Source organism: Maridesulfovibrio sp., from assembly GCF_965230075.1.
GTDB lineage: Bacteria > Desulfobacterota > Desulfovibrionia > Desulfovibrionales > Desulfovibrionaceae > Maridesulfovibrio.
In genome coordinates, this window is record NZ_OZ245945.1 from 96,165 (window position 1) to 116,940 (window position 20,776).

At 50.3% G+C, this 20,776-nt stretch carries 23 protein-coding genes; 9 read left to right on the top strand and 14 right to left on the bottom strand.

What is annotated here, in order from left to right:
* Positions 1 to 113: 113 nt before the first annotated feature.
* The 3 genes from amrA to ACO05Z_RS00445 are packed head-to-tail and all read right to left on the bottom strand — an operon-like array spanning position 114 to position 3,096.
* Complete coding sequence (amrA, locus tag ACO05Z_RS00435; RefSeq protein ID WP_421899257.1) at positions 114 to 668, bottom strand: AmmeMemoRadiSam system protein A; 555 nt, start codon at positions 666 to 668, stop codon at positions 114 to 116.
* A 26-nt stretch (positions 669 to 694) separates the two neighbouring features.
* Positions 695 to 940 carry a cysteine-rich small domain-containing protein gene (locus tag ACO05Z_RS00440; RefSeq protein ID WP_421899259.1) on the bottom strand — a complete coding sequence of 82 codons (246 nt, stop codon included), beginning with the start codon at positions 938 to 940 and terminating at the stop codon, positions 695 to 697.
* A gap of 20 nt (positions 941 to 960) precedes the next feature.
* Entirely contained in the window at positions 961 to 3,096 is a 2,136-nt protein-coding gene (locus ACO05Z_RS00445) for a SpoIIE family protein phosphatase (RefSeq protein ID WP_421899261.1), read from the bottom strand.
* Positions 3,097 to 3,362: 266 nt separating this feature from the next.
* Here ACO05Z_RS00445 and ACO05Z_RS00450 point away from each other — a divergent pair, with 266 nt between their 5' ends.
* The 4 genes from ACO05Z_RS00450 to ACO05Z_RS00465 all read left to right on the top strand — a co-directional run bounded on the left by ACO05Z_RS00450 (position 3,363) and on the right by ACO05Z_RS00465 (position 6,594).
* A complete protein-coding gene (locus ACO05Z_RS00450) occupies positions 3,363 to 3,623 on the top strand; it encodes a hypothetical protein (RefSeq protein WP_421899263.1) in 261 nt (86 codons plus the stop codon).
* Between the two features lie 69 nt (positions 3,624 to 3,692).
* Positions 3,693 to 4,625, top strand: coding sequence for a mechanosensitive ion channel family protein (locus ACO05Z_RS00455; RefSeq protein WP_421899265.1), 933 nt, complete (start codon positions 3,693 to 3,695; stop codon positions 4,623 to 4,625).
* Between the two features lie 63 nt (positions 4,626 to 4,688).
* Positions 4,689 to 5,567, top strand: a complete 879-nt coding sequence (locus tag ACO05Z_RS00460) for a helix-turn-helix domain-containing protein (RefSeq protein ID WP_421899267.1) — start codon at positions 4,689 to 4,691, stop codon at positions 5,565 to 5,567.
* Between the two features lie 154 nt (positions 5,568 to 5,721).
* A complete protein-coding gene (locus ACO05Z_RS00465) occupies positions 5,722 to 6,594 on the top strand; it encodes a DMT family transporter (protein WP_421904146.1) in 873 nt (290 codons plus the stop codon).
* A gap of 104 nt (positions 6,595 to 6,698) precedes the next feature.
* Here the strand turns inward: ACO05Z_RS00465 and ACO05Z_RS00470 are convergent, their stop codons facing one another.
* Positions 6,699 to 7,328 carry a flavodoxin family protein gene (locus ACO05Z_RS00470; RefSeq protein ID WP_421899269.1) on the bottom strand — a complete coding sequence of 210 codons (630 nt, stop codon included), beginning with the start codon at positions 7,326 to 7,328 and terminating at the stop codon, positions 6,699 to 6,701.
* A 200-nt stretch (positions 7,329 to 7,528) separates the two neighbouring features.
* Here ACO05Z_RS00470 and ACO05Z_RS00475 point away from each other — a divergent pair, with 200 nt between their 5' ends.
* The 3 genes from ACO05Z_RS00475 (at position 7,529) to ACO05Z_RS00485 (ending at position 10,298) form a co-directional block, all read left to right on the top strand.
* A complete protein-coding gene (locus tag ACO05Z_RS00475) occupies positions 7,529 to 8,470 on the top strand; it encodes an alpha/beta hydrolase (RefSeq protein WP_421899271.1) in 942 nt (313 codons plus the stop codon).
* Between the two features lie 11 nt (positions 8,471 to 8,481).
* The gene (locus ACO05Z_RS00480) at positions 8,482 to 9,435 is read left to right on the top strand and encodes a nuclear transport factor 2 family protein (RefSeq protein WP_421899273.1); all 954 of its coding nucleotides are present in this window, start codon (positions 8,482 to 8,484) and stop codon (positions 9,433 to 9,435) included.
* A 161-nt stretch (positions 9,436 to 9,596) separates the two neighbouring features.
* Entirely contained in the window at positions 9,597 to 10,298 is a 702-nt protein-coding gene (locus tag ACO05Z_RS00485; RefSeq protein ID WP_421899274.1) for a hypothetical protein, read from the top strand.
* Positions 10,299 to 10,301: 3 nt separating this feature from the next.
* Here the strand turns inward: ACO05Z_RS00485 and ACO05Z_RS00490 are convergent, their stop codons facing one another.
* The 5 genes from ACO05Z_RS00490 to cbiE form a co-directional block, all read right to left on the bottom strand.
* Complete coding sequence (locus ACO05Z_RS00490; protein ID WP_421899276.1) at positions 10,302 to 10,607, bottom strand: NIPSNAP family protein; 306 nt, start codon at positions 10,605 to 10,607, stop codon at positions 10,302 to 10,304.
* A gap of 31 nt (positions 10,608 to 10,638) precedes the next feature.
* Positions 10,639 to 11,034 carry a secondary thiamine-phosphate synthase enzyme YjbQ gene (locus ACO05Z_RS00495; RefSeq protein WP_421899278.1) on the bottom strand — a complete coding sequence of 132 codons (396 nt, stop codon included), beginning with the start codon at positions 11,032 to 11,034 and terminating at the stop codon, positions 10,639 to 10,641.
* The gene (locus ACO05Z_RS00500) at positions 11,034 to 12,701 is read right to left on the bottom strand and encodes a diguanylate cyclase (protein ID WP_421899280.1); all 1,668 of its coding nucleotides are present in this window, start codon (positions 12,699 to 12,701) and stop codon (positions 11,034 to 11,036) included. The genes ACO05Z_RS00495 and ACO05Z_RS00500 overlap by 1 nt, the downstream gene beginning before the upstream one ends.
* Before the next feature lie 75 nt (positions 12,702 to 12,776).
* Positions 12,777 to 13,538, bottom strand: coding sequence for a precorrin-4 C(11)-methyltransferase (gene cobM, locus ACO05Z_RS00505; protein WP_421899282.1), 762 nt, complete (start codon positions 13,536 to 13,538; stop codon positions 12,777 to 12,779).
* A gap of 3 nt (positions 13,539 to 13,541) precedes the next feature.
* A complete protein-coding gene (gene cbiE / locus ACO05Z_RS00510; protein ID WP_421899284.1) occupies positions 13,542 to 14,762 on the bottom strand; it encodes a precorrin-6y C5,15-methyltransferase (decarboxylating) subunit CbiE in 1,221 nt (406 codons plus the stop codon).
* Positions 14,763 to 14,904: 142 nt separating this feature from the next.
* Between cbiE and ACO05Z_RS00515 the strand changes: the two genes are divergently transcribed.
* Complete coding sequence (locus ACO05Z_RS00515) at positions 14,905 to 15,177, top strand: hypothetical protein (protein WP_421899286.1); 273 nt, start codon at positions 14,905 to 14,907, stop codon at positions 15,175 to 15,177.
* Here ACO05Z_RS00515 and cbiD read toward each other — a convergent pair.
* The 5 genes from cbiD to ACO05Z_RS00540 form a co-directional block, all read right to left on the bottom strand.
* Positions 15,153 to 16,268, bottom strand: coding sequence for a cobalt-precorrin-5B (C(1))-methyltransferase CbiD (gene cbiD, locus ACO05Z_RS00520; RefSeq protein ID WP_421899288.1), 1,116 nt, complete (start codon positions 16,266 to 16,268; stop codon positions 15,153 to 15,155). The genes ACO05Z_RS00515 and cbiD overlap by 25 nt on opposite strands.
* Entirely contained in the window at positions 16,261 to 17,430 is a 1,170-nt protein-coding gene (gene dinB / locus ACO05Z_RS00525; RefSeq protein WP_421899291.1) for a DNA polymerase IV, read from the bottom strand. Before dinB ends, cbiD begins: the two co-directional genes overlap by 8 nt.
* A 33-nt stretch (positions 17,431 to 17,463) precedes the next feature.
* A complete protein-coding gene (locus tag ACO05Z_RS00530; RefSeq protein WP_421899293.1) occupies positions 17,464 to 18,840 on the bottom strand; it encodes a cobyrinate a,c-diamide synthase in 1,377 nt (458 codons plus the stop codon).
* A gap of 27 nt (positions 18,841 to 18,867) precedes the next feature.
* On the bottom strand, positions 18,868 to 19,611 hold the full coding sequence (locus ACO05Z_RS00535; protein WP_421899295.1) for a tetratricopeptide repeat protein: 744 nt from the start codon (positions 19,609 to 19,611) through the stop codon (positions 18,868 to 18,870).
* A gap of 83 nt (positions 19,612 to 19,694) precedes the next feature.
* Entirely contained in the window at positions 19,695 to 20,435 is a 741-nt protein-coding gene (locus ACO05Z_RS00540; RefSeq protein WP_421899297.1) for an RNA methyltransferase, read from the bottom strand.
* 161 nt (positions 20,436 to 20,596) lie between these two features.
* Here ACO05Z_RS00540 and ACO05Z_RS00545 point away from each other — a divergent pair, with 161 nt between their 5' ends.
* Positions 20,597 to 20,767 (top strand): hypothetical protein, encoded by a 171-nt coding sequence (locus ACO05Z_RS00545; RefSeq protein WP_421899299.1) that lies wholly within the window; start codon positions 20,597 to 20,599, stop codon positions 20,765 to 20,767.
* The last annotated feature ends 9 nt before the right edge of the window (positions 20,768 to 20,776 follow it).

Genomic DNA, 20,776 nt, shown 5'->3' on the forward strand with positions numbered 1-20,776 from the left:
TGAAAACGAAGCGGCGAAGCCCCGATAAAAGTTTTTGGGATGCTTAAACCCTTTTGCAAAAGGGTTTAAGCCGCCGGAGGCGAAATATTTTAATCAATAAGCGCGATAGCGCATCAAAATACTTCAGCTTCAAACCAGAAAATATTAGTTGCCGGGTCCTTCCATGCATCAGCTTCCATGCCTGCTTTCTGGCAGGTTTGGGCGAGGAACTGTTCACGATCCCACTTCCAGTCAACCGCTACTTGTGGAAGCAGCAGTCCTGATTGCATGCCGCGTTGCATGATCAGCCCGTGGCGTCCGATGGTGATTTGTTCTACGTCCTTGCAGACATCAATGGGGCTGAGAATGGAAATCTCGATTTCGATTTCTTCGAACTCGGACTCATTCAGCGGCGGAAAACGGGGATCTTCAAAGGCGGCGGCGCGGGCCATTTTCCAGATAGTTTTGTAGAGCGGTCCGGTTCCCTGCACGTTTCCGATACAGCCGCGCAGATGTCCGTTCTTGTTCAGGGTAACGAAAGCACCGTAATTTTCGCTCAGATGCTCGGTTACAGGTTCTGGTATAGACTCTTCCTGCTTGTTTAGTCGGCAGATGATGGATTTGCGGACCAGAGCTTTGAGGTACTTTTTTTCTTCCTGAGTAAGGGCGAAGCTGAAATTTTCTGACATGATGTCTCCCGTATAGCCTTGGGGGCTTAGCGTTCGTTCGCTTCTTTCAGTTTTTTGATGATGTAATCATAACCTTCGGGCCGGTGCGGAATCTTGCAGTCTGTGCAATCCTTGACTCCTTTTGTGGTCATCTTAAAGCGTCCGCCGCAATCCTCTACGAGGTAGAGCGGACAGAAACAGAACAGACAGTTGAAAGAAGTTTCGTCGCTGACCTGATGGCAGGGAAAGTAGCGGCAATCTATATTTCTAAAAAAACGGTGGCTGTTTTCCATGGTTATCCTTTATTGATTTATTAAGCCTTATTGAATTCGTTAACCTTGATGATGACCAGCGTGATGTCATCTTCCTGTTCCATGCCGTCTTGGAATTTGTAGACCTCGGCGATGATCTCCTGCTGGATTTCTGCGGCACTGCGCTGGGCGTTGGTAAAGATGATCTGGTCGAGACGCTCTCGTCCGAACATTTCATCTTTGGTGTTGCGTGCCTCCCAGATACCGTCGGTGCCGATGAATATGATTTCCCCTTCGGTCAAGTCTACATCAAATTTACTGTATTCGGCTTCATCAAAGATACCAAGTGCCAGCATGGGTGAGCCCATGAGCTCTCGCTTTTCGCCACTGGCTGGATTGTAGATGGTGGCCGGGTCATGTCCGGCGCGGACGTAGGTTGCGGCGGAATTGTCCGGGGAAATTTCAAGACAGAACAGGGTCATAAAGCGCCCGGTATCACCGATATCGGAACAGAGCAGTTTGTTGACTTCACCGATACGTGTGTCCAGAGGTTCCTGATGCCCGGAGGCATGTTTCAGGTGCGCGCGTCCGGTGGTCATGAGCAGCGCCGCTGAGACTCCGTGCCCGGTTACATCGCCGAGTAGTATTCCGGTTCCGCCACTGACAGGCGGGGTATAGAAGTCGAAATAGTCGCCCCCGGTTTCGTCACAGGAGATGCTTGTGCCGGAGATATCCAATCCGGCGGCCTGCGGCGGTCCCTGCGGGAGCAGGCTGGTGTGTACTTCCTGCGCCAGTTCCATGGATTTGGTGATGCGCAGGTGGTCCTGCAATTTGGGAATCATGTGGTTGAAAGCATTGGCGAGGGTTTCCCTTTCATCCCCGGTTTTGACATCAACATGCACAGATAGATCGCCTTCAGATATTTTTTCAGCAGCATCGGTCATGACCAGCAGAGGCTTAATGACCTTGCGGCTGCCTACAAAAGCTACCAGACCGACTGTGAGCAGGGTGAAGAAAGATGCGGCTCCAACAGCTACATAGAGATTTTTGCTTAGTTCCAAGGCCTGATTTGCAGCCCTCTCCGGTACTCTGGTGATGACCCGTTCCGGGGTGATCAGTACGTAGCTGCCCTCGCCACGGAAGGGGGCAAAAGCCCATACTGATTCTACGCCGTTGTAAGGCATACGCATGACCCCGGACTCTCCTTTGGCGATGGAGTTGATCAATCCAATCATTGAGTTTTTTGTCGATGATTGCAGGTAGCGGACTTCATTGGGCAGTCCGGTCATCCACGACATATTGGTTTCCTTGTGTCCGGCCTCGGCCCAGATGCGCAATTCTACGCCGTCGTCTGTTTTAACCGGGCCGACCACAAATGCCTGAATGGCACTGGACCACTGTGAGGTCAGGTCTTCCTTGCGTAGAAGTTCCACCAGTTGGATGTCGATGGCAACAACGCCGATGGTTTTTCCTGTGCGGTTACGGATAGGCTTGGACAGGGTGTAGACCTGCTGTCCGGTGCTGGCATCAATGAATTTATCCCAGACGATGTTCCCGCGTTCCACCGCTTCGGTGAACCATGCTCTTTTGCGTGGATCGTAGTTGGCGGGATAGTTGCCGTGTCCGGGATAGGCCATATGCAGCCCGGAGTTGAGGGTAATATAAACCCGGTGCAGAGCTGTTCCGGCTTCATTGAAAAAGGATTTTAAGTCAGGCTTGAGCAGGCAAAGGCGGGTAAGATCCTGTTCTTCTTTCAAATGTTCTTTACCATCCGGGTAGAAAAAGACAGGCTCTTCCAGACTGACCGAGGAAGGAGTCTTCTGGCCTTTTTCACTGATCACAAAATATTGGGGCGATGGCCCGAAATCAGCAGGCTGGCGCCCTTTGATGTTGAAATCCTCGGCAAAGTAAACTTTAGGAGGGCTTCCTACGGGGTCATTGAGCACGTCTTCAGCTTCGGCACCTATGGCCTTGAGGGCGAATTCAAGGGATACAGCCTGTTGTTGTACCAGTTTGGCAGAATCTTTGGCGGACTGATGCATTTCATCGGTCAGGATTTTGATCATGTCTGCACGCAGATTGTCGGACTGGACCTGTCCCAGTTCCTGAATTCCCTGCCTGCTGATAACGGAAACCACTAGTAGAGGGATAAGGCTGAATATCAGTAGCAGTGCAAAAAGTTTTATACGTATGCTCATACTTTAAGGGCGTTGCTTGTCAGACGTGTATTTGGGGTTGCGGAAATAAAATAATGAAAAAATGTCGCATCTACAGTCTGACAATGGTATATTAAAAGTGACTTCCGCAATTATTACTGCTTGTTTTGCTTTTCAGTGTATCTGCTTTATTGCCGGACGGCAACGAAGGATTGGAAATTGCATCAGAACTTATAACAGGAGTAGAAGTGCCGGAAATCCGGCATTAACGGACATGAACAGTTTCGATAATACTTCGGGGGTGGCCCATGAACACCGCATTGCTGGAAGAACTGCTTAGGAAGAAGGCTCAACGTCTGCAAAGGCAGGGTTTGACCGTGTCTGAAGCCATAGACCGCGCCGGGGATGAAATTTTTAATTGTATGGCCGGAAACGGCGGACATGGTTCGCGTTTCTGCTTGCGCATGGTCTTAAATGGTGCCAAAAGGCGGGTTAGCCCGGAAATATGTGCCTGTTCTGTCGCGGAGGGTGACAAAAGAGGGGCACTGATTGAATGTGTGGGGATGTAATGTTCATATATTCCGGGTCGGACATGTAGAATAATGAAGTTGGAAATTTAAAGATAAGCCGGGTTATGAATGTTTACGCTTCCTGATATAGCAGCCAAAGAATGGGTCATGTTTACCGACATTGACCCATATATTTACATCGCCAGTATAACCGCATTCGCCACGATCATATATATTTGGACCAGTTACCGGGTTTCAAGCTTCAGAAAGAGTCGGGTCGAGCGTATTGAGAAGCTGATCAGGAGAGATCCTGAGACCACAGCGGCTATTCCCACTGATGTCCTGACCGCCAAGGAGGAGCGTCAGGAACGCAGGGATATGGTTAAAGGGGTCAAGACCCGCTTTACAGTCATCCGCCGTACACTGGTAATTCTTATCGGAGTGGTCTGGGCACTGGCAATGGTTATGCCCTTTGTGGGAAAGCTGCCCAGCACCATGATTTCCATCATTGTGGCTATCTCCACCGCTGTGGTCGGTATTGCGGCCCGTCCGCTGGTGGAAAATATGATTTCGGGCATTGTTATTTCGTTTTCCAAACAGTTGCGGGTCGGTGACACATTGATAGTGGACGGGCAGTACGGCACTGTTGAAGATATTTCCATTACCCACACCAAGATCAAGATTTGGGATTGGAAGCGCTACATTATTCCCAACAGTAGGATGTTGAACAAGGAGTTCAGCAACCTGACCCTGAATGACACCTTGCTCTGGGCTTACGTTGAATTTTCAGTATCCTATGATGCTGATATTGATGAGGTCAGAGACATTGCCATTGCTGAGGCCGCCCGGAGTGAACACCACAACGAGCAGGAAGATCCTCAATTCTGGATACGGAGTATGGATAAGGAAAGAGTGATCTGTTGGGTTGCCGCCTGGGCTGATTCCCCGGCTGAAGCTTGGAATCTTAAAAGTGATATTTGTATGAGGCTTATCCGGGTTTTTAAAGAAAAGGGAATTGTAACTCATATGTCGCAGATCAACCTTGCCAAGGAGCATATTTAAAACGAATTTTTCGTCGAATGATCTGATTTGCCGCAACCCTGCAATTGATATATTTTCTTCAGTATGCCCAACCGCTATCAGGACATATATCCGGCCCCGCCGCAGGCAAAGAGCGACGATCTTGTCAGTCTTTCTGCGGCTGAGTTGCTTTCTATGGAATTTTTCGAATCCCCGCCCGGGGAGATGCCTTACCATGAATTTTCCCAGCACCATATTCTGATCAACCTCAACGAAAATCCGCATCGGGTGGAGAATTGGCGTGACGGTGAACATCGCGATTTCACCTACCATATCAATGAAATCGTGGTTACGCCTGCCGGGGTCAAGTCCGGCTGGAAATGGCATGCCCGTTCCAAGGCTATAGTTGTAACCCTTGAGCCGGAAAAGCTGGAGCGGTTCGCTAAATCCGAATTGGGTATCCTGCTCACTGACGCACAACTAAAGAACATCCCTCAATTCATTGATGAGGACATCACCCAAGCCGGTAAGATGCTCCTCGACGCCCTACATTCTGAAATGGGTTCGGCGGTTATGTTTGAGAGTTTTGCCCGCGTATTCCTGACCAAGCTTATTCTTAAGTATGGCCTTGAGCGGGAAGAAGATTACGCTTTCAGCAAAAGTTTTACCTCAGCCCATTACAAGAAAGTTTTTGACTTCGTGACCAAGAACTACGGGCGTTCTATTCAGGTTGAAGACCTGGCCGCGCAGGCCGGGATCAGCACCTACCATTTCTCACGTCTCTTCAAGCAGTCCATCGGTAAATCGCCGCACCAGTTCGTCATTGCCTATCGGGTGGAGCAGGCCAAGAAGCTGCTCAGCGATAAAGATCGTCCCATGATCGACATTGCCCTTTCCTGCGGTTTCTCTGATCAGGCTCACTTCTCGCGTATGTTCAAGCAGGTCGAAGGGGTTACCCCCAAAGTCTGGCGTTCTGAAAATTAATACGGAACATAACTTGCTGAATTAAGGTTTTTTTTGGCCTTTGTGTCTTTCTTTTTCCAAGCAAGGTGTTGTTTTTATGCAGGATAGTGGAGCGGTAGTAATATCTCAGGGATGCAGAGTTGCAACCAGCGTTGCAGAACGGAATCGTTTGCCAATGTTTTCTCCGTTGTTTTTTGTTGTTCTGGGAGCGGTTTGCATCAGTTTTTCCGCTGTCTTCGCTAAGCTTTCGACCACCCACGCCGATATATCTGCTTTTTACCGTGTGTTCATAGGCGGAATTTGTTTGTCAGTCATTGCTTTGAAGTATGACCGCTGTTCGTTTTTCAGGCTATTGCAACGTCATTATATGTTGGTTTGTGGAGGTGGCTTGTGTCTGACCCTGGATTTGATGTGTTGGCATCGATCCATCGATATCCTTGGTCCAGGAGTGGCGACAATCCTGATCAATTTTCAGGTTTTTATTCTGGCTTTGGCGGGCTGGATTTTCTTTAAGGAAAAGCTCTCGTTGGGCTTTACATTGGCGATTCCTATGGCCTTAACCGGGCTTTGCCTGCTCATCGGTCTTACCCCCGTCAATATATTGCAGAGTGACTTCAGCGGAGTCGGGTTGGGGCTGAGTGCGGCATTCTGGCTGGCTTTCTACACCCTTGCTATCCGCTATATCCAGATGCGTTCGCCTGACATTCCGGCTGTTGCTGTTGTAGCCCTTGTCACACTTGCCTCAGCAATTAGTATGGGGGCTTTTTTTCTCTGGGAGTCAACATCCATTGTCATCCCCACGCTTAGTGATGTGTTCTGGCTTGTTCTTTACGGGGTAGTCTCACAGGCTCTAGGCTGGCTTCTGATCTCCAAGGGATTGCCGGGAGTAAGCAGCGCGCAGGCAGGGCTGACCATTCTGATCATGCCCGCCCTCTCATTTATCTGGGATATGCTGTTATTTGCAAAACCTGCCGGGATGATTGAACTTGGCGGGGCTTTGCTTGCCTTGTTGGCTATCTGGATGGGGACATTCACTTCGCGGCGCTAAGAGAGTCAAGTTTTACTGGACTCACAAAAGGTTATTATGAATAAGGCCTGAGGCTTCCAATGTGATTTGGTTGTCTCAGGCCTTATCTTGTTTAGTAACGTCTATTAAACATTGGAAGAGTATTCTTCCATAATGGACGGTGCTGGTTTTTCAATGCCCGCCTTATTCAAGGATTTCATAACCCAAGCCATGTTTTTGCCCAGATTGTCCATGGTGTTCAGACCTTCTACATCTTTGCTGACTTCGCCTTCTCCGAGACCGAATCCCATGTTCCAGTAGCTGGAGCCGATCTGGACCATCTGCAGGATAGTGAAGAAGTTGTTCAGGGAATGGAAAGTATGCACAGCCCCGGCACGGCGTACGGCAACAACGGAAGCTCCTGCCTTTAGGCGGAACATATCATCGTTGGCGCAGGCAGTCATGGAAGCGCGGTCCATGAAGGATTTCATCTGTCCGGAAAGATCGGCACAGTATACCGGGGAACCGAGCAGGATGCCATCGGCCTCACGCATTTTATCCAGCCATTCGTTAAGTGAATCATTTTTGACGGCACAATGCCCGTCTTTTTTCTCCCAGCATTTCATGCAGGCAATGCAACCGCGTACAGGCTTTCCGCCGATATTGATCAGCTCTGTTTCGATACTTTCTTTTTCCAGCTCTTTGAAAACACGGTTGATAAGGATAGAGGTGTTGCCTTCCTTTCTGGGGCTGCCGTTAAGTGCGACTACTTTCATTTTTTTTGCTCCTGAGTTTTGGTTTAAGTTGCGGCCCGATTTAGCGGCCTGAGAAACAAACCAAAACCGACATTTGTCGTAGATTTGCAAAGCCGGACCAAATAGCAGGAATCTACAAAACAAAAGCAGGCTCCTTCAATAAATGAACAGTCCAATGTTTTAATCTGGATTTAACAATTCAGAAAAACAGGGAGAAGACCATGAAACGTATACTTATCAGCGCAATGTTTTTTGCCTTTATGCTTACAACCATTAACGCGGAGGCAGTCTCCATGAAGAAAGTAAATTTTAGCAGCAACGGTCAGACTATAGTCGGTAACCTCTACCTGCCCGATTCTTACAAGCAGGGCGACAAGCTTCCCGGTGTAGTTGTTACCGGAGCATGGACTACTGTTAAGGAACAGATGCCCGCCACTTATGCCAAGGCCATGGCCGAACGTGGATTTGCTGTCCTGACCTTTGATTTCCGCGGTTGGGGAGAATCCAAGGGCGGTGTTCAATACCTTGAGAACCCTGCCCGCAAGATTGAAGATATCAAGGCTGCTGCGGCCTTCTTAGCAGCACGTCCTGAAGTACAGGGGCCGGTCAACGGAATCGGTATCTGTGCCTCTTCCGGCTACATGTCTGATGCGGCTGCAGGTAACCCGGACATTAAGGCCATCACACTTGTGGCTCCATGGCTGCATGACCGCGCTATGGCCGAAGCTATTTACGGCGGCAAGGAAGGCGTTGCCAACCTGATCAAGATGGGCCGTGAAGCAGAAAATTCAGATACTCCGGTGGTCATGGAAGCTGCCAGCACCAGCAATGACAAGGCCCTGATGTTCAATGCGCCTTACTACACTGAAACCGAGCGCGGTCTTATTCCGGAATACGACAACAAGTTTAATGTTGCTTCATGGGAAGGCTGGCTGACCTATGATGCTCAGAAGACCGCTGACATTCAGGACACTCCGGTACTTATGGTTGAGTCAGAAGCAGCGGCCCTGCCTGCCGGAGCCAAGGCATATGCTGAGCGTATGGGCAAGAACGTTGAAATCATTTGGCTGGATGACGTTTCCCAGTTCGATTTCTATGACCGTCCCGAAGCAGTTAAAGCCTCTGCCGATGCAGCAGCAGAGCATTTCAGCGCCTGCCGTTAATGGATACGCAGATGAAATTATTAATCCTCGGAGGATTGATCATGTCTCTTGTGAGCGCGGCAACAGCACTGGCTGCGGTTAAATCTGCTGACAATTCTGCAGATGTCGCCGCCATCAAAACAGTGATGGAATCCATGGCTAACATGGCTGACCGCAATGAGTACGATGCACTGGAAAAAATCTTCGCCGATGAAGTGGAGGTGGATTACACCTCCCTCGGCGGCGGGGAAGTGGAAGTGAAGAGTAATACTGCGCTCATGTCCGCATGGGCGTCACTGCTGCCCGGTTTCGAGCGCACCCGCCATACCCTGAATAATTTACAGGTCAAGGTGGATGGAGACAAGGCCAGCGGTTCCAGTAAGGTTACAGCCGATCACTGGGTGGACGGGATGTTTTGGTCGGTCACCGGAACTTACGATTACGTTTTCCGTAAGGAAGATGGACAGTGGCTCATAACCAAGCTGACCCTGAATTTCGTCAGCGAAACCGGAACCCGTGATGTCTTTGCTGCGGCAATGAAGCATGCGGCCGGGAATCCCAATACATACCTGACCCGCCAGAAAACCCGGCAGGCAGTTATCGATTTCCTGACCGCGCTGGAAGAAAAGGATATGGAGAAGTTCAATTCCCTCTGGGCTGAAGATGCTGTGCAGGATATGCCCTTCACCCCGGATCAATCCATCCGCCGTACTTCCGGTAAGGATAATATTATCGCAGTCTATAAGGACTGGCCCCAGACCGCAGGCAAGGTCGAATATCTGTCTACTCTGGTCATGTTTCCCATGCAGAACCCGGAAGTGATCTACGTGGAATTCGACGGTGATGTGGATATCCTGACCACCGGGCGTAATTACAAGCAGAAGTACTCCTGTCTCTTCCATGTGGTGGATGGCAAGATCTGCCTCTATCGTGCCTACTACAATCCGGTTCCCTTTAAATATGCATTCAAAATGGATGAGCAGTAATAAGATGAAAAAAGCACTAGTAACCGGCGGTAATCTCGAAATCGGGATAGAGATTGAAATTATCCCTTTTAACTGTGGTAGAAGACAGGTAATGAAACTATCTGTTATGGATCAGGTAAGGGCTTGGCCCCACAGGAGATAACTTTAACAATCGATCTGCCATGAATAAAATTTCCCTGAAAAAGTCAGACTATGCCGTCCTCAGTGTGATTACGATTTTGCTTATCTGGATTGCCAGCCAGCCGCATCCCATCGCTACTTTCAAGCTCTACACCAAAGAGCACGGCTACATTATGAGCTTCTTCAAGTTCGCCATTCTGGCTACTTTCGGGGAATGTGTGGCCCTGCGTATTGTGCATGGGTGCTACTGGCGTCCCGGCTTCGGGCTCATCGCCAAAGCAGTCATGTGGGGATTCATCGGATTGTTCCTGAAAGCCAGCTTTACGGTATTTGCTGTGGGTTCCCCGTCTGTGCTGACTTCTTTGGGATTAAACGTCAGTGCTGAAGACGGCTTTTTGGCCCGTCTGCTCATCGCTTTTACCACCAGCGTAATGCTCAACACCGTGTTTGCCCCGGTGCTCATGATCCTGCACAAAATTTACGATGATCATATTCAGGTTCATCAGGGGAAAATCCGCTCTTTGATTACCCCGGTGGATGTTGCGGACCGTTTCGCCGCTATCGACTGGAACAACATGTGGGGCTTTGTGCTCAAAAAGACCGTACCCATCTTCTGGATTCCGGCGCACACCTTTACTTTCATGCTTCCCCCGGATGTGCGCATCATCTTCGCAGCATTACTTGGCGGTGTGCTGGGCGTGATTCTGGCTTTTGCCAGCTTGAAGGGCAGGGCGCTCAGTTAGTGGTTATGAAAGTACCGGCTTCATGAAGCTGCGCTCAAAACTAAGGATGCAGCGGGTCTTTTCCGCATACTCAAATGCCTTCTGGCATTCGGGATCAGTTTTGATCTTTTCACGGTATTCTTCATAGTCCGCAAGGCTGGGGAAGCTGAAAAGGGCAACACCCTTGTTGTTCGCGCCTTCATGGGGAAGGAAATATCCGTGATGGGTTCCGCCGAACTTATTGACCAGCGGAATCCACATTTTTCCGTAATTTTCGAATTCTTCCACTTTGTAGGGATCGATGGTGTAGACGAGATAGCAGGTGACCATGGTGAATCTCCGTATGAGTTGAGTTTATATCCTAGCTAGTCATAAACTGTGCCCAGAGCTTCCTGCTTCTAGGCCCGTCAAATTCACAGAAAAATATACGCTGCCATGTGCCGAGCATGACATCCCCGTCTTCGATTATCAGCATTTGGTCCGGGCCGAACATGCTGGTTTTGATGTGCGCATCGGAGTTGCCCTCCATGTGCTGGTAATCGCCGCGGTAGGGCACCAGCTTACGCATGTTTACGGTGATGTCGCGAATCACGTCCGGATCGGCCCCTTCGTTGACAGTAATCGCCCCGGTAGTGTGCGGGCAGTAGAGCAGCAGTGCGCCGGATTGCCAGCCGTTATCTTTAACCATTCTGCGCACAGACTCGGTTATGTCGATCATTTCTTCACGGCTGCTGGTTCTAATCTGCAATGTTTTCACTAATTGTCTCCTTTGGGGGAGTCTGTAAGTTTATTATGCGGTTCAGCTATGCATATTCTGTTACGTCCGGTATCCTTGGCCTTGTATAGGGCTTTGTCCGCCCGGGCGAGCATGTCTTCGTATGCATCCACTCCGAATTTGATGTCCGTGGCGTAGTGGGCCACACCTATTGAAATGGTGCAGGCCAGAGGTTGGGCTTCGTCATTAAAGAAGCGGGCTTCTATGCCCTGCCGTAATCTTTCAGCGAGGGTTTTTCCGGAATCAATGTCGGACCCCGGCGCTACAACCACGAATTCTTCCCCGCCGTAACGGGCAATAATATCGGATGAGCGTATGATGTCCTGAAACGCCTTGCTCATCTGCTGGAGTACTACGTCGCCCACGGTGTGCCCGTAAGTGTCGTTGATAACTTTAAAATGGTCAATATCCATAATCATCAGCGAGCAGGGCTGACCTGCGCGAATGGCAATATCCACCAGCCTTGCACCTTCTTTCATCAGGTAGCGGCGGTTGGGCAGTCTGGTCAGTTGATCGGTCACTGCGGATTTTTGCAACTCCTGCACTGTACTGTCCACTTTCCCTTGCATGGCGCAGAATCCGTCAATGAGTTGCGTTACCTCTTCGGGCGGATGAAGCACTCCGGTGTCGGCACACTCGCAATCAAATTCGCCTTTAGTCATTTGCTGGGCTACTGAACTCAGTCGCTTAAGAGGTATGCTGATTGAGCGGATTAGTTTAATTGCAAAAGGAATGATGATCAGCAAAGTCAGAAATGCCCCGCCGATAGCTATCCACAGGAAAGAGTAGATCGGTTTCATGACTTCGCTGTAATCGATCTCGGAAACGATGAGCCACCTTCCGTCATTAACCCATTGACTTGCTCCTAGAACTTGCGCCCCTCTGTAATCGCGATAAACTCCTTCTGGCTGAATCCCGACCTGTGCAGCTTCAAGGCTTTGGGTGCTGGTCTTAATTGTCATAATGGCTGTATCTTTTACCCGTCCGGCGGATTTAAGCTGCTCAAGGAAGCGGGATTCAGTGAGCATGAATCCTTCGCGGTTAATGATATATGTTTCCCCGGTTGTGCCGAACCAGAGATTTTTCATCAATTTGTTAATAGCAGTCAGCCGCGCGGCAAGAAATACAACCCCACCGAAGGAACCGTCTTTTAAGGTAACAGGATGTGAGAAAAGAATTATAGGCTTGCCGGAAGAGCGTCCGATAATAACTTCGGTTACATGTGGGTTTCCTGCTCGTCCTTGGATGAAATATTCGCGGTCATTAACATCGATGGATGGAGTTGACTGGTCAGAAGAACTATGGCGGGCCAAGCCGTCCGGGCCGACCCAGATAACCCCGTTTATGTCTTCGTGGGTACTGTCGTATAGGCTAAGTAGATTAATAATTTGATTTAATTGCCCACTACGCAGGGCATCGCTTTCAGCCAGGAATTTTACATCCGTTTGCCGTTCCCGGAACCATTCTTCAATGACAATCTTGTGCGAAGTAACTTGTTCTTCCAGTTCCAGTCTGGTTGTTTTGAATATGGCTGATTTGATGAAAAAGATCAGCATTACGGTCATGAAGAGCAAGGGCACTCCGACCATGAGCACAGAATACCATCTGATCCTGCTGCTGATTGTTTTTGGGAAGAAGGATAAAGACATTAAGGGCACTCCTGTCTTGGTTATCTTAGAAAGAATATATTACCATTAACGCAACAGGAGTGCCATTTTTTCCTGTTATGAATTCTTTTCCTTGCGGAACATGTGGCTGAACCCGGAATCATAGAGCAGTGATTCGCTGTCTCTATCCTTTCCGGGGAGGATCAGGAAAATGGTCTGCCGCGTGAAATTGTTCTGTTTTGCTGTTTCAGCAAGTTTTTCCAAGGTAGTCGGCACGGATTTTTCTTCCGGCCAACCGATGCGGTAGCCGAGGATTACCGGGGTGGATGGTTCCATACCCCCGGCAAGGAGCTGTTCCTGTATGCCCATGGGATTGCCTGCGGAAAGGTAGATGGCCATGGCTGAGTTGTGTCCGGCCAGTTTTTGCAGTGATTCTGATTCCGGAACCGGGGTCCGTCCGGCCATGCGGGTCAGGATCAAGGTTTGGGTTCCGCCGGGAACAGTGAACGAGGCACTGGATGCTGCCGCAGCTGCGCAGGCTGAGGTTACACCGGGGATGACTTCGTATTCGATCCCAGCTTCCTGAAGTAAACGGGCCTGCTCCTGAACTGCTCCGTAAAGTGCCGGGTCCCCGGTATGGACGCGGGCCACTGTTTCTCCATTGGATGCATATTCCTGCATGATGCGGTCGGTTTCTTCCAGAGACATGGAAGCGGAGTTTTCAATGCGGGCATCTTCCCGCGCTTCGGCAATTACGGCTTCGGGGACAAGTGATCCGGCATAGAGTACCAGTCCAGCCTCGCGGATGATGCGTTGTCCTTTTACGGTGATAAGTTCCGGGTCGCCCGGTCCGGCGCCGATAAAATATACTTTACCCATTTATTATCCTTCGGGCTTGTCTGCCCAGAGTATGGTTACCGGGTTGTGCGCTTTGTAGCGGATATCCCCGGCCAGTTTGTCAGAGGTTGAGGCCTGAATCTGCATGGACTGCCAGTTCCAGCCCAGTTCTTCAAAAAGGTCGCGCGTGCGCTGGATGCTGCCCATGAGTATGGCGTGGACCACCAGCCTGCCCCCCGGTTTAAGGCGTTTAGCGGCTTCGCGGATGACCGAATCGTCGCGTCCGATGCCTCCGCCCATAAAAATTCGCTCCGGGTCGGGAAGATTTTCCAATGCTTGTGGCATATCTCCGCAGACAGACTCTACTGTCCAAGCCCGGAAATTAAGGATGTTTTCCTTGATCATTGCGATCCGTTCGGGCTTTTTTTCCACGGCGAAAAATCGGGAATCAGTGCCGATGAAGGAAGCTTCAATGGCAACTGAACCGCAGCCCGCGCCGAGGTCCCAGACAGTCTGCTGTCCCCTGAGGTCCAGCAGGGCGATGCCTGCGGACCGAACCGGGAGTTTGGTGATCAATCCTTTTTCTCTTGTGAATGAATCATCCTCCCGTCCGAAAAGCGGGGAGCTGTGTTTCTTATTGTCCGCAGTGAGGATGACGATATTTAGGTCTGCACAGCTGAAATTTAGGAAGGTTTCCGGCCTGCCTTGGGCGATTATTTCTTCCGGGGTTTCCAGCTGGGCCAGCACGGCCATGGAGTAATTATCAACTCCTTTTTCAATCAGTCGCTGAGCTATGACCTGCGGGGAATTGGTTTTGTCCGTGTATATGGCGCAATCTTTTTTGTGCTGCATGGCTCCGAAAAGGGGAGAGTAGTCATTTCTTCCATGCAGGGAAATGATTTCAAAATCTTTCCAGCTGCGGGTCAGCCGCGCCGCGCCGATTTGAATAGCTGAAACCGCAGGACTGACCACAACGTTCTCTTTGCCCAGCAAAGGGATTAAAGAGGCTGCAATACCGAAAAGTAATGGATCCCCGTCGGCCAGCAGAACGACCCTTTTTCCTTTTTTCAATTGTTTTTCAAGGGTCCGTCCGTATTCATCCATGGGGGATGCAAAAGGTATTTTTTTGCCTTTGAATTTCGGGAATGCTTTCAGCAAACGCTTTCCGCCGCTGAGCACATCTGCTTTGGAAATATTTGCCGCGGCTTCTGCTGTCGGTTTCAGACTGCCCGGATGCAGTCCGATTATTTGCAGGGGATGTTTCATGTCATGTTTCATACAATGTATTGGCTGGATATTAAAGGAAGATTTCTGATTTAAACTTTTTTTCAATATTAGTTATCAAAAAAATAAGAATCTGCTATTATGGAATTGACCCCTTCCACACTTTTTGCGGAGGTGATGAGGTATGAAAAGATTAATTGCCATAGCTCTTCTGGTCGGTTCCTTTCTTACTGCGTTCTACGGATTCTCTCTCACTGCTCCCATGCTGGCCGGAAAAACCATGTCCGATGTAAATGACATCATGGGCAACATGCATATCGAGTACGAAGTGCATAATTACACTGCCGGTACTGAAAATCGCTGTACGCCTTTTTATGTAGTGGCCTTACTGGCCGGTGCAGCAGGTATTTACGTGCTCTATTCTCTTGGAGATCACGATGAAGAAGATTTTTTCTGATGCTCGGGGTAGTAGACCATTTGCCCTTCAAAATCAAAGAGGAAGTACTCTATTGCTACCTCCGAGTTCCCGCTGAAAGCGCGGGCATTCTCGCGTGCTTTACGGACCAGCATGCTGATGAAAGCCGTGCGTGAATCTTCGGGGACCATTTCATATACATGCCGGGCCGTTATCGCGGCCCGGATTCTTTTTGTCAGTTCGCCTGCCATGCCCAGCTCAGCGCACCAGTCTGCCAGCAGATTGAAATCAATGGCCCAGTCCTTGGCGTGAGTGTAGGGAAAGCCCATGGCATGCTTGACCAATTTGCCGATGAAAATGGACCAGCGCACTGTGCGCATTTTTTTCAACTTGGCCTGTTGTATGGAGAATTTGAAGAAATCCGCAGCCTGTACCATGCTGATTTGCGGAGTTTCAGGGAATTGCTCCAGATAAAAACGTTCACTGCGCCGTCCGGTGGTGAAGACAATCTCATCCAGTCCCGCAGCCCGGGCTACATTCAAGGATTGAGCTATTGAGGCTTTCCATGAGGCATGGCTGTATGGCCGGACAATGCCTTGAGTCCCCAGTATGGATATTCCGCCCAGAATGCCCAGCCGAGAGTTCATGGTTTCCTTGGCGATTTCTTCGCCCTGCGGAACTTCAATGCTGATATTGATCAGTCCGTTGAATTCCGGTGCTATCTCACTGAGTTCTTGCAGTGCTCCGGCAATAATCTGTTTGCGGGGTACGGGATTGATGGCTGCTTCGCCCACGGGAACAGGCAGTCCCGGCAGGGTTACCCGGCCTACTCCAATGCCACCGTTTACTTCGATCCGCAGTGATTCTGCATCTTCTGTTTCTACCAGAGCATGGATTTCATGGCCGTGGGTGGCGTCAGGATCGTCTCCTCCATCCTTGATGACTATTGCGCGGGCACGTTCGTCGTTCATTTCCACCCGGTCCACAGGAACATTCAAGCTCCCTTTGACCGGAAGAGGAATTTCAATTTCTTCGGGCGCATTTCCGTTAAACAATACCCTGATGGCAGCCATGGCAGCTGCTGTAGCGGATGATCCGGTAGTGTATCCCTCGCGGAGTTTTCTTTTACTCATCTTCCAGCAGCCTCCCCCGGGTCAGGATATCCTTACCGAATTTGAGGCGGACTTGATCTACGGCCTTGTCCAGCTGTTCTAGTTTTTTGTTCTCTTTGGGCTTTTTTGGGTCATCAAGCAGGGAAAGTTGCCTGTTGCGTTCGTCAAAATTTGAAATGCCGACTCCGATCAAACGGATCGCGCCGATGGGCAGTTCCGCATCAAGCAGCGTGCATGCGGTCTTGTAGATCGTTCCGGCATGAGAGGTCCGGGAGTCTAGTGTCCGGCTGCGGGTGATCTGGCGGAAGTCGGGAAATTTAATTTTCAGGGTTACGGTTCTTCCTTTGACCCCATGCTTCCTGATGTCTGCGGCTATGCGTTCAGATTGCTTGAGCAGCAGGGTTTTCAGGGTGTGGATGTCGGAAACATCCTCACCGAAAGTGTTTTCAGCGCTTGATGATTTCATGGGACCGCCTTCAGTGACCGGGGTGGGGTCTATGCCCGCGCCTTTGTCGTAGAGGACAAGTCCCCGTTCCCCGAATCTCTCTTTCCAGAATTCCGGGGGATAGCGGCGCAGGTCTGCGGCATAGGTGATGCCGAAGGAACGTAAGCGGGGCAGAGCCTTTTTGCCCACACCGGGGATTTTCTCTACCGGCAGGGTTTTAAGGAAATCTTGAACTTGGTCCGCAGTAATGATGGAGATGCCGTCCGGTTTGTTGAGGTCGGAGGCAATCTTGGCCAGAAATTTAACCGGGGCAATACCAACCGATGCGGTCAGCCCGGTGGCTTTGTGGATGTCTGCTTTGATGGACTTTGCAATTTGCAGCGGGGTCCCGAAAAGTTTTTCGGTTCCGGTGATGTCAATGTAGGCTTCATCAATGGAGGCCTGTTCCACAACCGGGGAGTAGTTGGAGAGCACTTCCATGACCTTGTGTGAAATCTCTTTGTAGCGGTGCCTGCTGCCGGAAACAACTTGCAGCTGCGGACATAGTTTCAGGGCCTGACGCACGGGCATGGCCGAGCGGACCCCGAATTTACGGGCCTCGTAGGAAGCCGCGCTCAGAACAGAGCGTTCATGCAGGGAACCGACCCCCACGGGTTTTCCGCGCAGGTCCGGGTTATCCAGCTGCTCCACGGACGCGAAAAAGGCGTCCATGTCTATGTGCATGATGTATTTCTGCATCGGGCTACCCGTTTTAGAGTAAATGCAGGCTGCTTAAATATTTTCCGCGCGGGAAGAGGCCGCGCAGGCTTCCACAAAATTTGCCGCCACTTGCGGGTTGCTGGCAAAATGGAGGTGGATATAGCTGCCCAGCGTGTTGTCGTTGGCAATGAACCCTTCGCTTGAAGAAATATTTTTCTTGCAGGTCACCTGATATGCTTTTTGCGGATTCTCCGGCATTTCTTCTAAAGCGGAGTAGTGGAATTCATGCCCCCTGACCACTGTTCCAGCTGGACCAAGAATCGTGTCATGGGTGATTTCCACTTCGCGGTACCCAAGGGACTGGAAGCGGGATTGCATTGCACTGCGGAAGGGGAATATGCCGCACATGGGGAATACCCGGTCATCTTTGCAAATGGATTCCATGAGATACATGAATCCTCCGCATTCAGCATAAACAGGATGGCCTGCTGAGGAAAAATCTGCAATGCTCCGGCGTAATTTGGTGTTCTGGGCCAGATCAAAAGCAGCCAGTTCAGGATAGCCGCCGCCGAAATAAATTCCTGAAATGCCTTCGGGCAGGGCTTTGTCTTCTATGGGAGAGAAAGGAACCAGCTCCGCCCCGGCCTCACGCAGCAGACGCAGGTTTTCCTCGTAGTAAAATGAAAAAGCATCATCCTGCGCAATGCCGATCCTTGTGCGCGGGATCATCGGCACTTTATCAAAGCGGGGCTGTACAGGAATGTCCGGCAGGGCTTCGATGATTTGGTCGAGGTCGAGGTTTTCCTCCACCCAGTCGGCAAGGGCATTGTATTTGCCTTCCAGATCTTCGAGGTGTTCCGGGGTTACAAGTCCCAGATGGCGTGAGGGAGTGGCGATTTCTGCCCGGCGGGGCAGGCAGCCGATGAGCGGGACATCGGTTAAGGATATGGCTTCGCTCAGGATCTGGGCATGATTGCTGCTGCCCACTCGGTTGAAAATTACCCCGGCTACAGGGGTTTCAGGATCGAAATTGCAGAATCCCTGCACCAGTGCAGCAGCGGAACGGGCCATGGACCCGGCATCTACGACCAGAATCACCGGCAGGTTTAATTCTTTGGAAAGATGGGCGGTGGAGCCTGTTTCATCAAGTGCGGAATAACCGTCGTAAAGACCCATGACGCCTTCAACAATGCATGCGTCTGCATCCTGTGCATAACGGGAGAAAATATCGCGCAGGGTCTTGCCGGAAAGCATCCAGCCGTCAAGGTTATGGCAGGTCCGTCCTGCGGCACGGGTATGGTGGCCCGGATCAATAAAGTCCGGCCCGGTCTTAAAGGGCTGGACTTTGATATCCCGACGGGCAAGCGCAGCCATAAGGCCCAGTGTTACCGAGGTCTTACCGCAACCGCTGTGTGTTCCTGCTACAATGAAGCCTTTGATGGAGTTCATTGGAACTGTATAATGTTTTTTTGCTGATCAGCCCAGCTTATTTTTGTCCAGATAAGCGACAAATTTTTTCGCTTCAGCGAATTCAGGGTTAAGTTCCAGACACTTGGCCAGTTCTTCACGTACTTTGTCGTATTGCTTATCTTCAAAATAGGCCCGGGCAAGGTTGTAGCGCAGGTGCTCGTCGTCCGGACTTAGGGCGATAGCTTTGGAATAGTACTCAATAGCCTGAGGGATCATTTTGGATTTTCTCAGGTTGATGCCAAAATCATTAAACATATGTTTATGTTCCGGGGCAAAGGGCGCATCCATGGAAACAAGGCGGGCAAAAACATCGTTGGCCCGTTCGGTCTCGCCGCGCTGCATGAGACAGAGGCCGACACCGAAGTTGCCGCGCACGTTCATCTCATCCACCTTGATGGCGTTGGTATATTCCATTTCAGCGCTGAAGGAGTTTCCCTGCTGGCGGTAGCGATCCGCACGGGCGAGGGTTTTCTGTAACTCCTTCATATTGGGCAGAACCTGCTTATGGTACATCTCAGGTTCAGGAGTGTAGTCTTTAAGGAGTGCGTCCCGGTCAATTCCTTCCGGGTCTCCGGTGGGCACAAAGTTGCTGTTCAAAGGGCGTACTTGAAACAGGTCATCAGCCATTTGTTCAACAAAGTAGTAACCGATCTGGGCTACGCGGCGAGTGGTGGTTCCGGTTCCGACCTTGGCGATTCTCTGACGGGAGAATACGCCGCTGAGGTCTTTAATATTACTGTTCTCGGACATTTACAGGCTCCGCAAGGCTAAATTCGTTTCTTTATTGTAACGCTCTTTTTTGAAATTGAGAAGGGTCTGCCTTTGTTTCCGTATTATTTTTTGCCTGCCTGTCCGGCTATCCATTTGATCTGGCGGCAGATTCCCATGAGCAGGTTGAATTCGTTGCGTTTGATGTCGATTCTGGACATGAATCGTCTTACAGGCATCATCCAGTAATCCGGGTTGTCAGCTTTCAGAAAGTCGATAGCCAGCAGGGTTTCCTGTAGATTGGAGGCCAAAATTTCCTGTTCTTCAAAAGAGGTGGGACGTTCTTCCGGAGGACCGGCCGGGGTGAAGGGCTTGTCCAGCGCGTTTTTAAAGCATTCATATAAAATAATGAGTACAGCCTGAGAAAGGTTTAGGGAGCTGTTTTCCCTGCTGGTAGGAATGTTGATCAGTCTTGAGCAGAGTTGAGTTTCGTCGTTGGTCAGCCCCCTGTCTTCAGGACCGAAGACAACGGCGACTTTTTCTCCGGCCCGGAGCTGGTCCACGATGAGCGGAGCTGCGGTGGACGGGGTCATCACCCCTTTGCGCCAGCCTCCGGTGCGGGCTGTTGTCCCGTAGACCCGGGTCTGGTTTTTCAGGGCTTCGGAAAGGTCGTCGGCAACAACTGCTTTTTCCACAATGTCGCGGCCTTTGACTGTTGCCAGCGGCATTGCTTTATCCATATTCCATGATGCGGGGCGCACCAGTGTCAGGTTTTCACAGCCCATATTGGTCATGGCGCGGGCCGATGACCCGACGTTTTCAGGGTATTTAGTACCGAAAAGTACAATGCTCAAATTGTCCAGCATGTTAGCTCCGGGAAAAGTTATTTCGTCTGCAGGAGCGGGTAATTCCTTTCCTGATGCAGACGAACAGCTTTCATAGAGCCATCTTCTTATGATGTCCAGTTTCGTTTTTGATAGAAAATCATTTTTTGCAAACCCCCCGCAGGGAGTGTAAAATATGTCGTATGGAAAAGACTGAACTATCAGAAAAAATACAGGCTATTGCTGATTCCGTAGGGCTTTCCCCTGAAGAGGTTCAGGAGCTTCTTAACGGAGGGGATGCGATTCCCGGTGATTTGAAGGAAGTTTTTGACAGGATCGGAGACACTCTTTCTGAAGAGTGTGCAGAAGACTGATCTATGAAA

Coding starts and splice junctions, on each gene's coding strand:
- ACO05Z_RS00450 (WP_421899263.1), top strand. CDS start 3,363: ATGAACACCGCATTGCTGGAAGAACTGCTTAGGAAGAAGGCTCAACGT.
- ACO05Z_RS00535 (WP_421899295.1), bottom strand. CDS start 19,611: ATGTCCGAGAACAGTAATATTAAAGACCTCAGCGGCGTATTCTCCCGT.
- ACO05Z_RS00545 (WP_421899299.1), top strand. CDS start 20,597: ATGGAAAAGACTGAACTATCAGAAAAAATACAGGCTATTGCTGATTCC.
- cbiD (WP_421899288.1), bottom strand. CDS start 16,268: ATGAGTAAAAGAAAACTCCGCGAGGGATACACTACCGGATCATCCGCT.
- ACO05Z_RS00530 (WP_421899293.1), bottom strand. CDS start 18,840: ATGAACTCCATCAAAGGCTTCATTGTAGCAGGAACACACAGCGGTTGC.
- cbiE (WP_421899284.1), bottom strand. CDS start 14,762: ATGAAACATCCCCTGCAAATAATCGGACTGCATCCGGGCAGTCTGAAA.
- ACO05Z_RS00515 (WP_421899286.1), top strand. CDS start 14,905: ATGAAAAGATTAATTGCCATAGCTCTTCTGGTCGGTTCCTTTCTTACT.
- ACO05Z_RS00440 (WP_421899259.1), bottom strand. CDS start 940: ATGGAAAACAGCCACCGTTTTTTTAGAAATATAGATTGCCGCTACTTT.
- cobM (WP_421899282.1), bottom strand. CDS start 13,538: ATGGGTAAAGTATATTTTATCGGCGCCGGACCGGGCGACCCGGAACTT.
- ACO05Z_RS00540 (WP_421899297.1), bottom strand. CDS start 20,435: ATGCTGGACAATTTGAGCATTGTACTTTTCGGTACTAAATACCCTGAA.
- ACO05Z_RS00475 (WP_421899271.1), top strand. CDS start 7,529: ATGAAACGTATACTTATCAGCGCAATGTTTTTTGCCTTTATGCTTACA.
- ACO05Z_RS00485 (WP_421899274.1), top strand. CDS start 9,597: ATGAATAAAATTTCCCTGAAAAAGTCAGACTATGCCGTCCTCAGTGTG.
- ACO05Z_RS00490 (WP_421899276.1), bottom strand. CDS start 10,607: ATGGTCACCTGCTATCTCGTCTACACCATCGATCCCTACAAAGTGGAA.
- ACO05Z_RS00500 (WP_421899280.1), bottom strand. CDS start 12,701: ATGTCTTTATCCTTCTTCCCAAAAACAATCAGCAGCAGGATCAGATGG.
- dinB (WP_421899291.1), bottom strand. CDS start 17,430: ATGCAGAAATACATCATGCACATAGACATGGACGCCTTTTTCGCGTCC.
- ACO05Z_RS00465 (WP_421904146.1), top strand. CDS start 5,722: ATGTTTTCTCCGTTGTTTTTTGTTGTTCTGGGAGCGGTTTGCATCAGT.
- amrA (WP_421899257.1), bottom strand. CDS start 668: ATGTCAGAAAATTTCAGCTTCGCCCTTACTCAGGAAGAAAAAAAGTAC.
- ACO05Z_RS00480 (WP_421899273.1), top strand. CDS start 8,482: ATGAAATTATTAATCCTCGGAGGATTGATCATGTCTCTTGTGAGCGCG.
- ACO05Z_RS00455 (WP_421899265.1), top strand. CDS start 3,693: ATGTTTACGCTTCCTGATATAGCAGCCAAAGAATGGGTCATGTTTACC.
- ACO05Z_RS00445 (WP_421899261.1), bottom strand. CDS start 3,096: ATGAGCATACGTATAAAACTTTTTGCACTGCTACTGATATTCAGCCTT.
- ACO05Z_RS00470 (WP_421899269.1), bottom strand. CDS start 7,328: ATGAAAGTAGTCGCACTTAACGGCAGCCCCAGAAAGGAAGGCAACACC.
- ACO05Z_RS00460 (WP_421899267.1), top strand. CDS start 4,689: ATGCCCAACCGCTATCAGGACATATATCCGGCCCCGCCGCAGGCAAAG.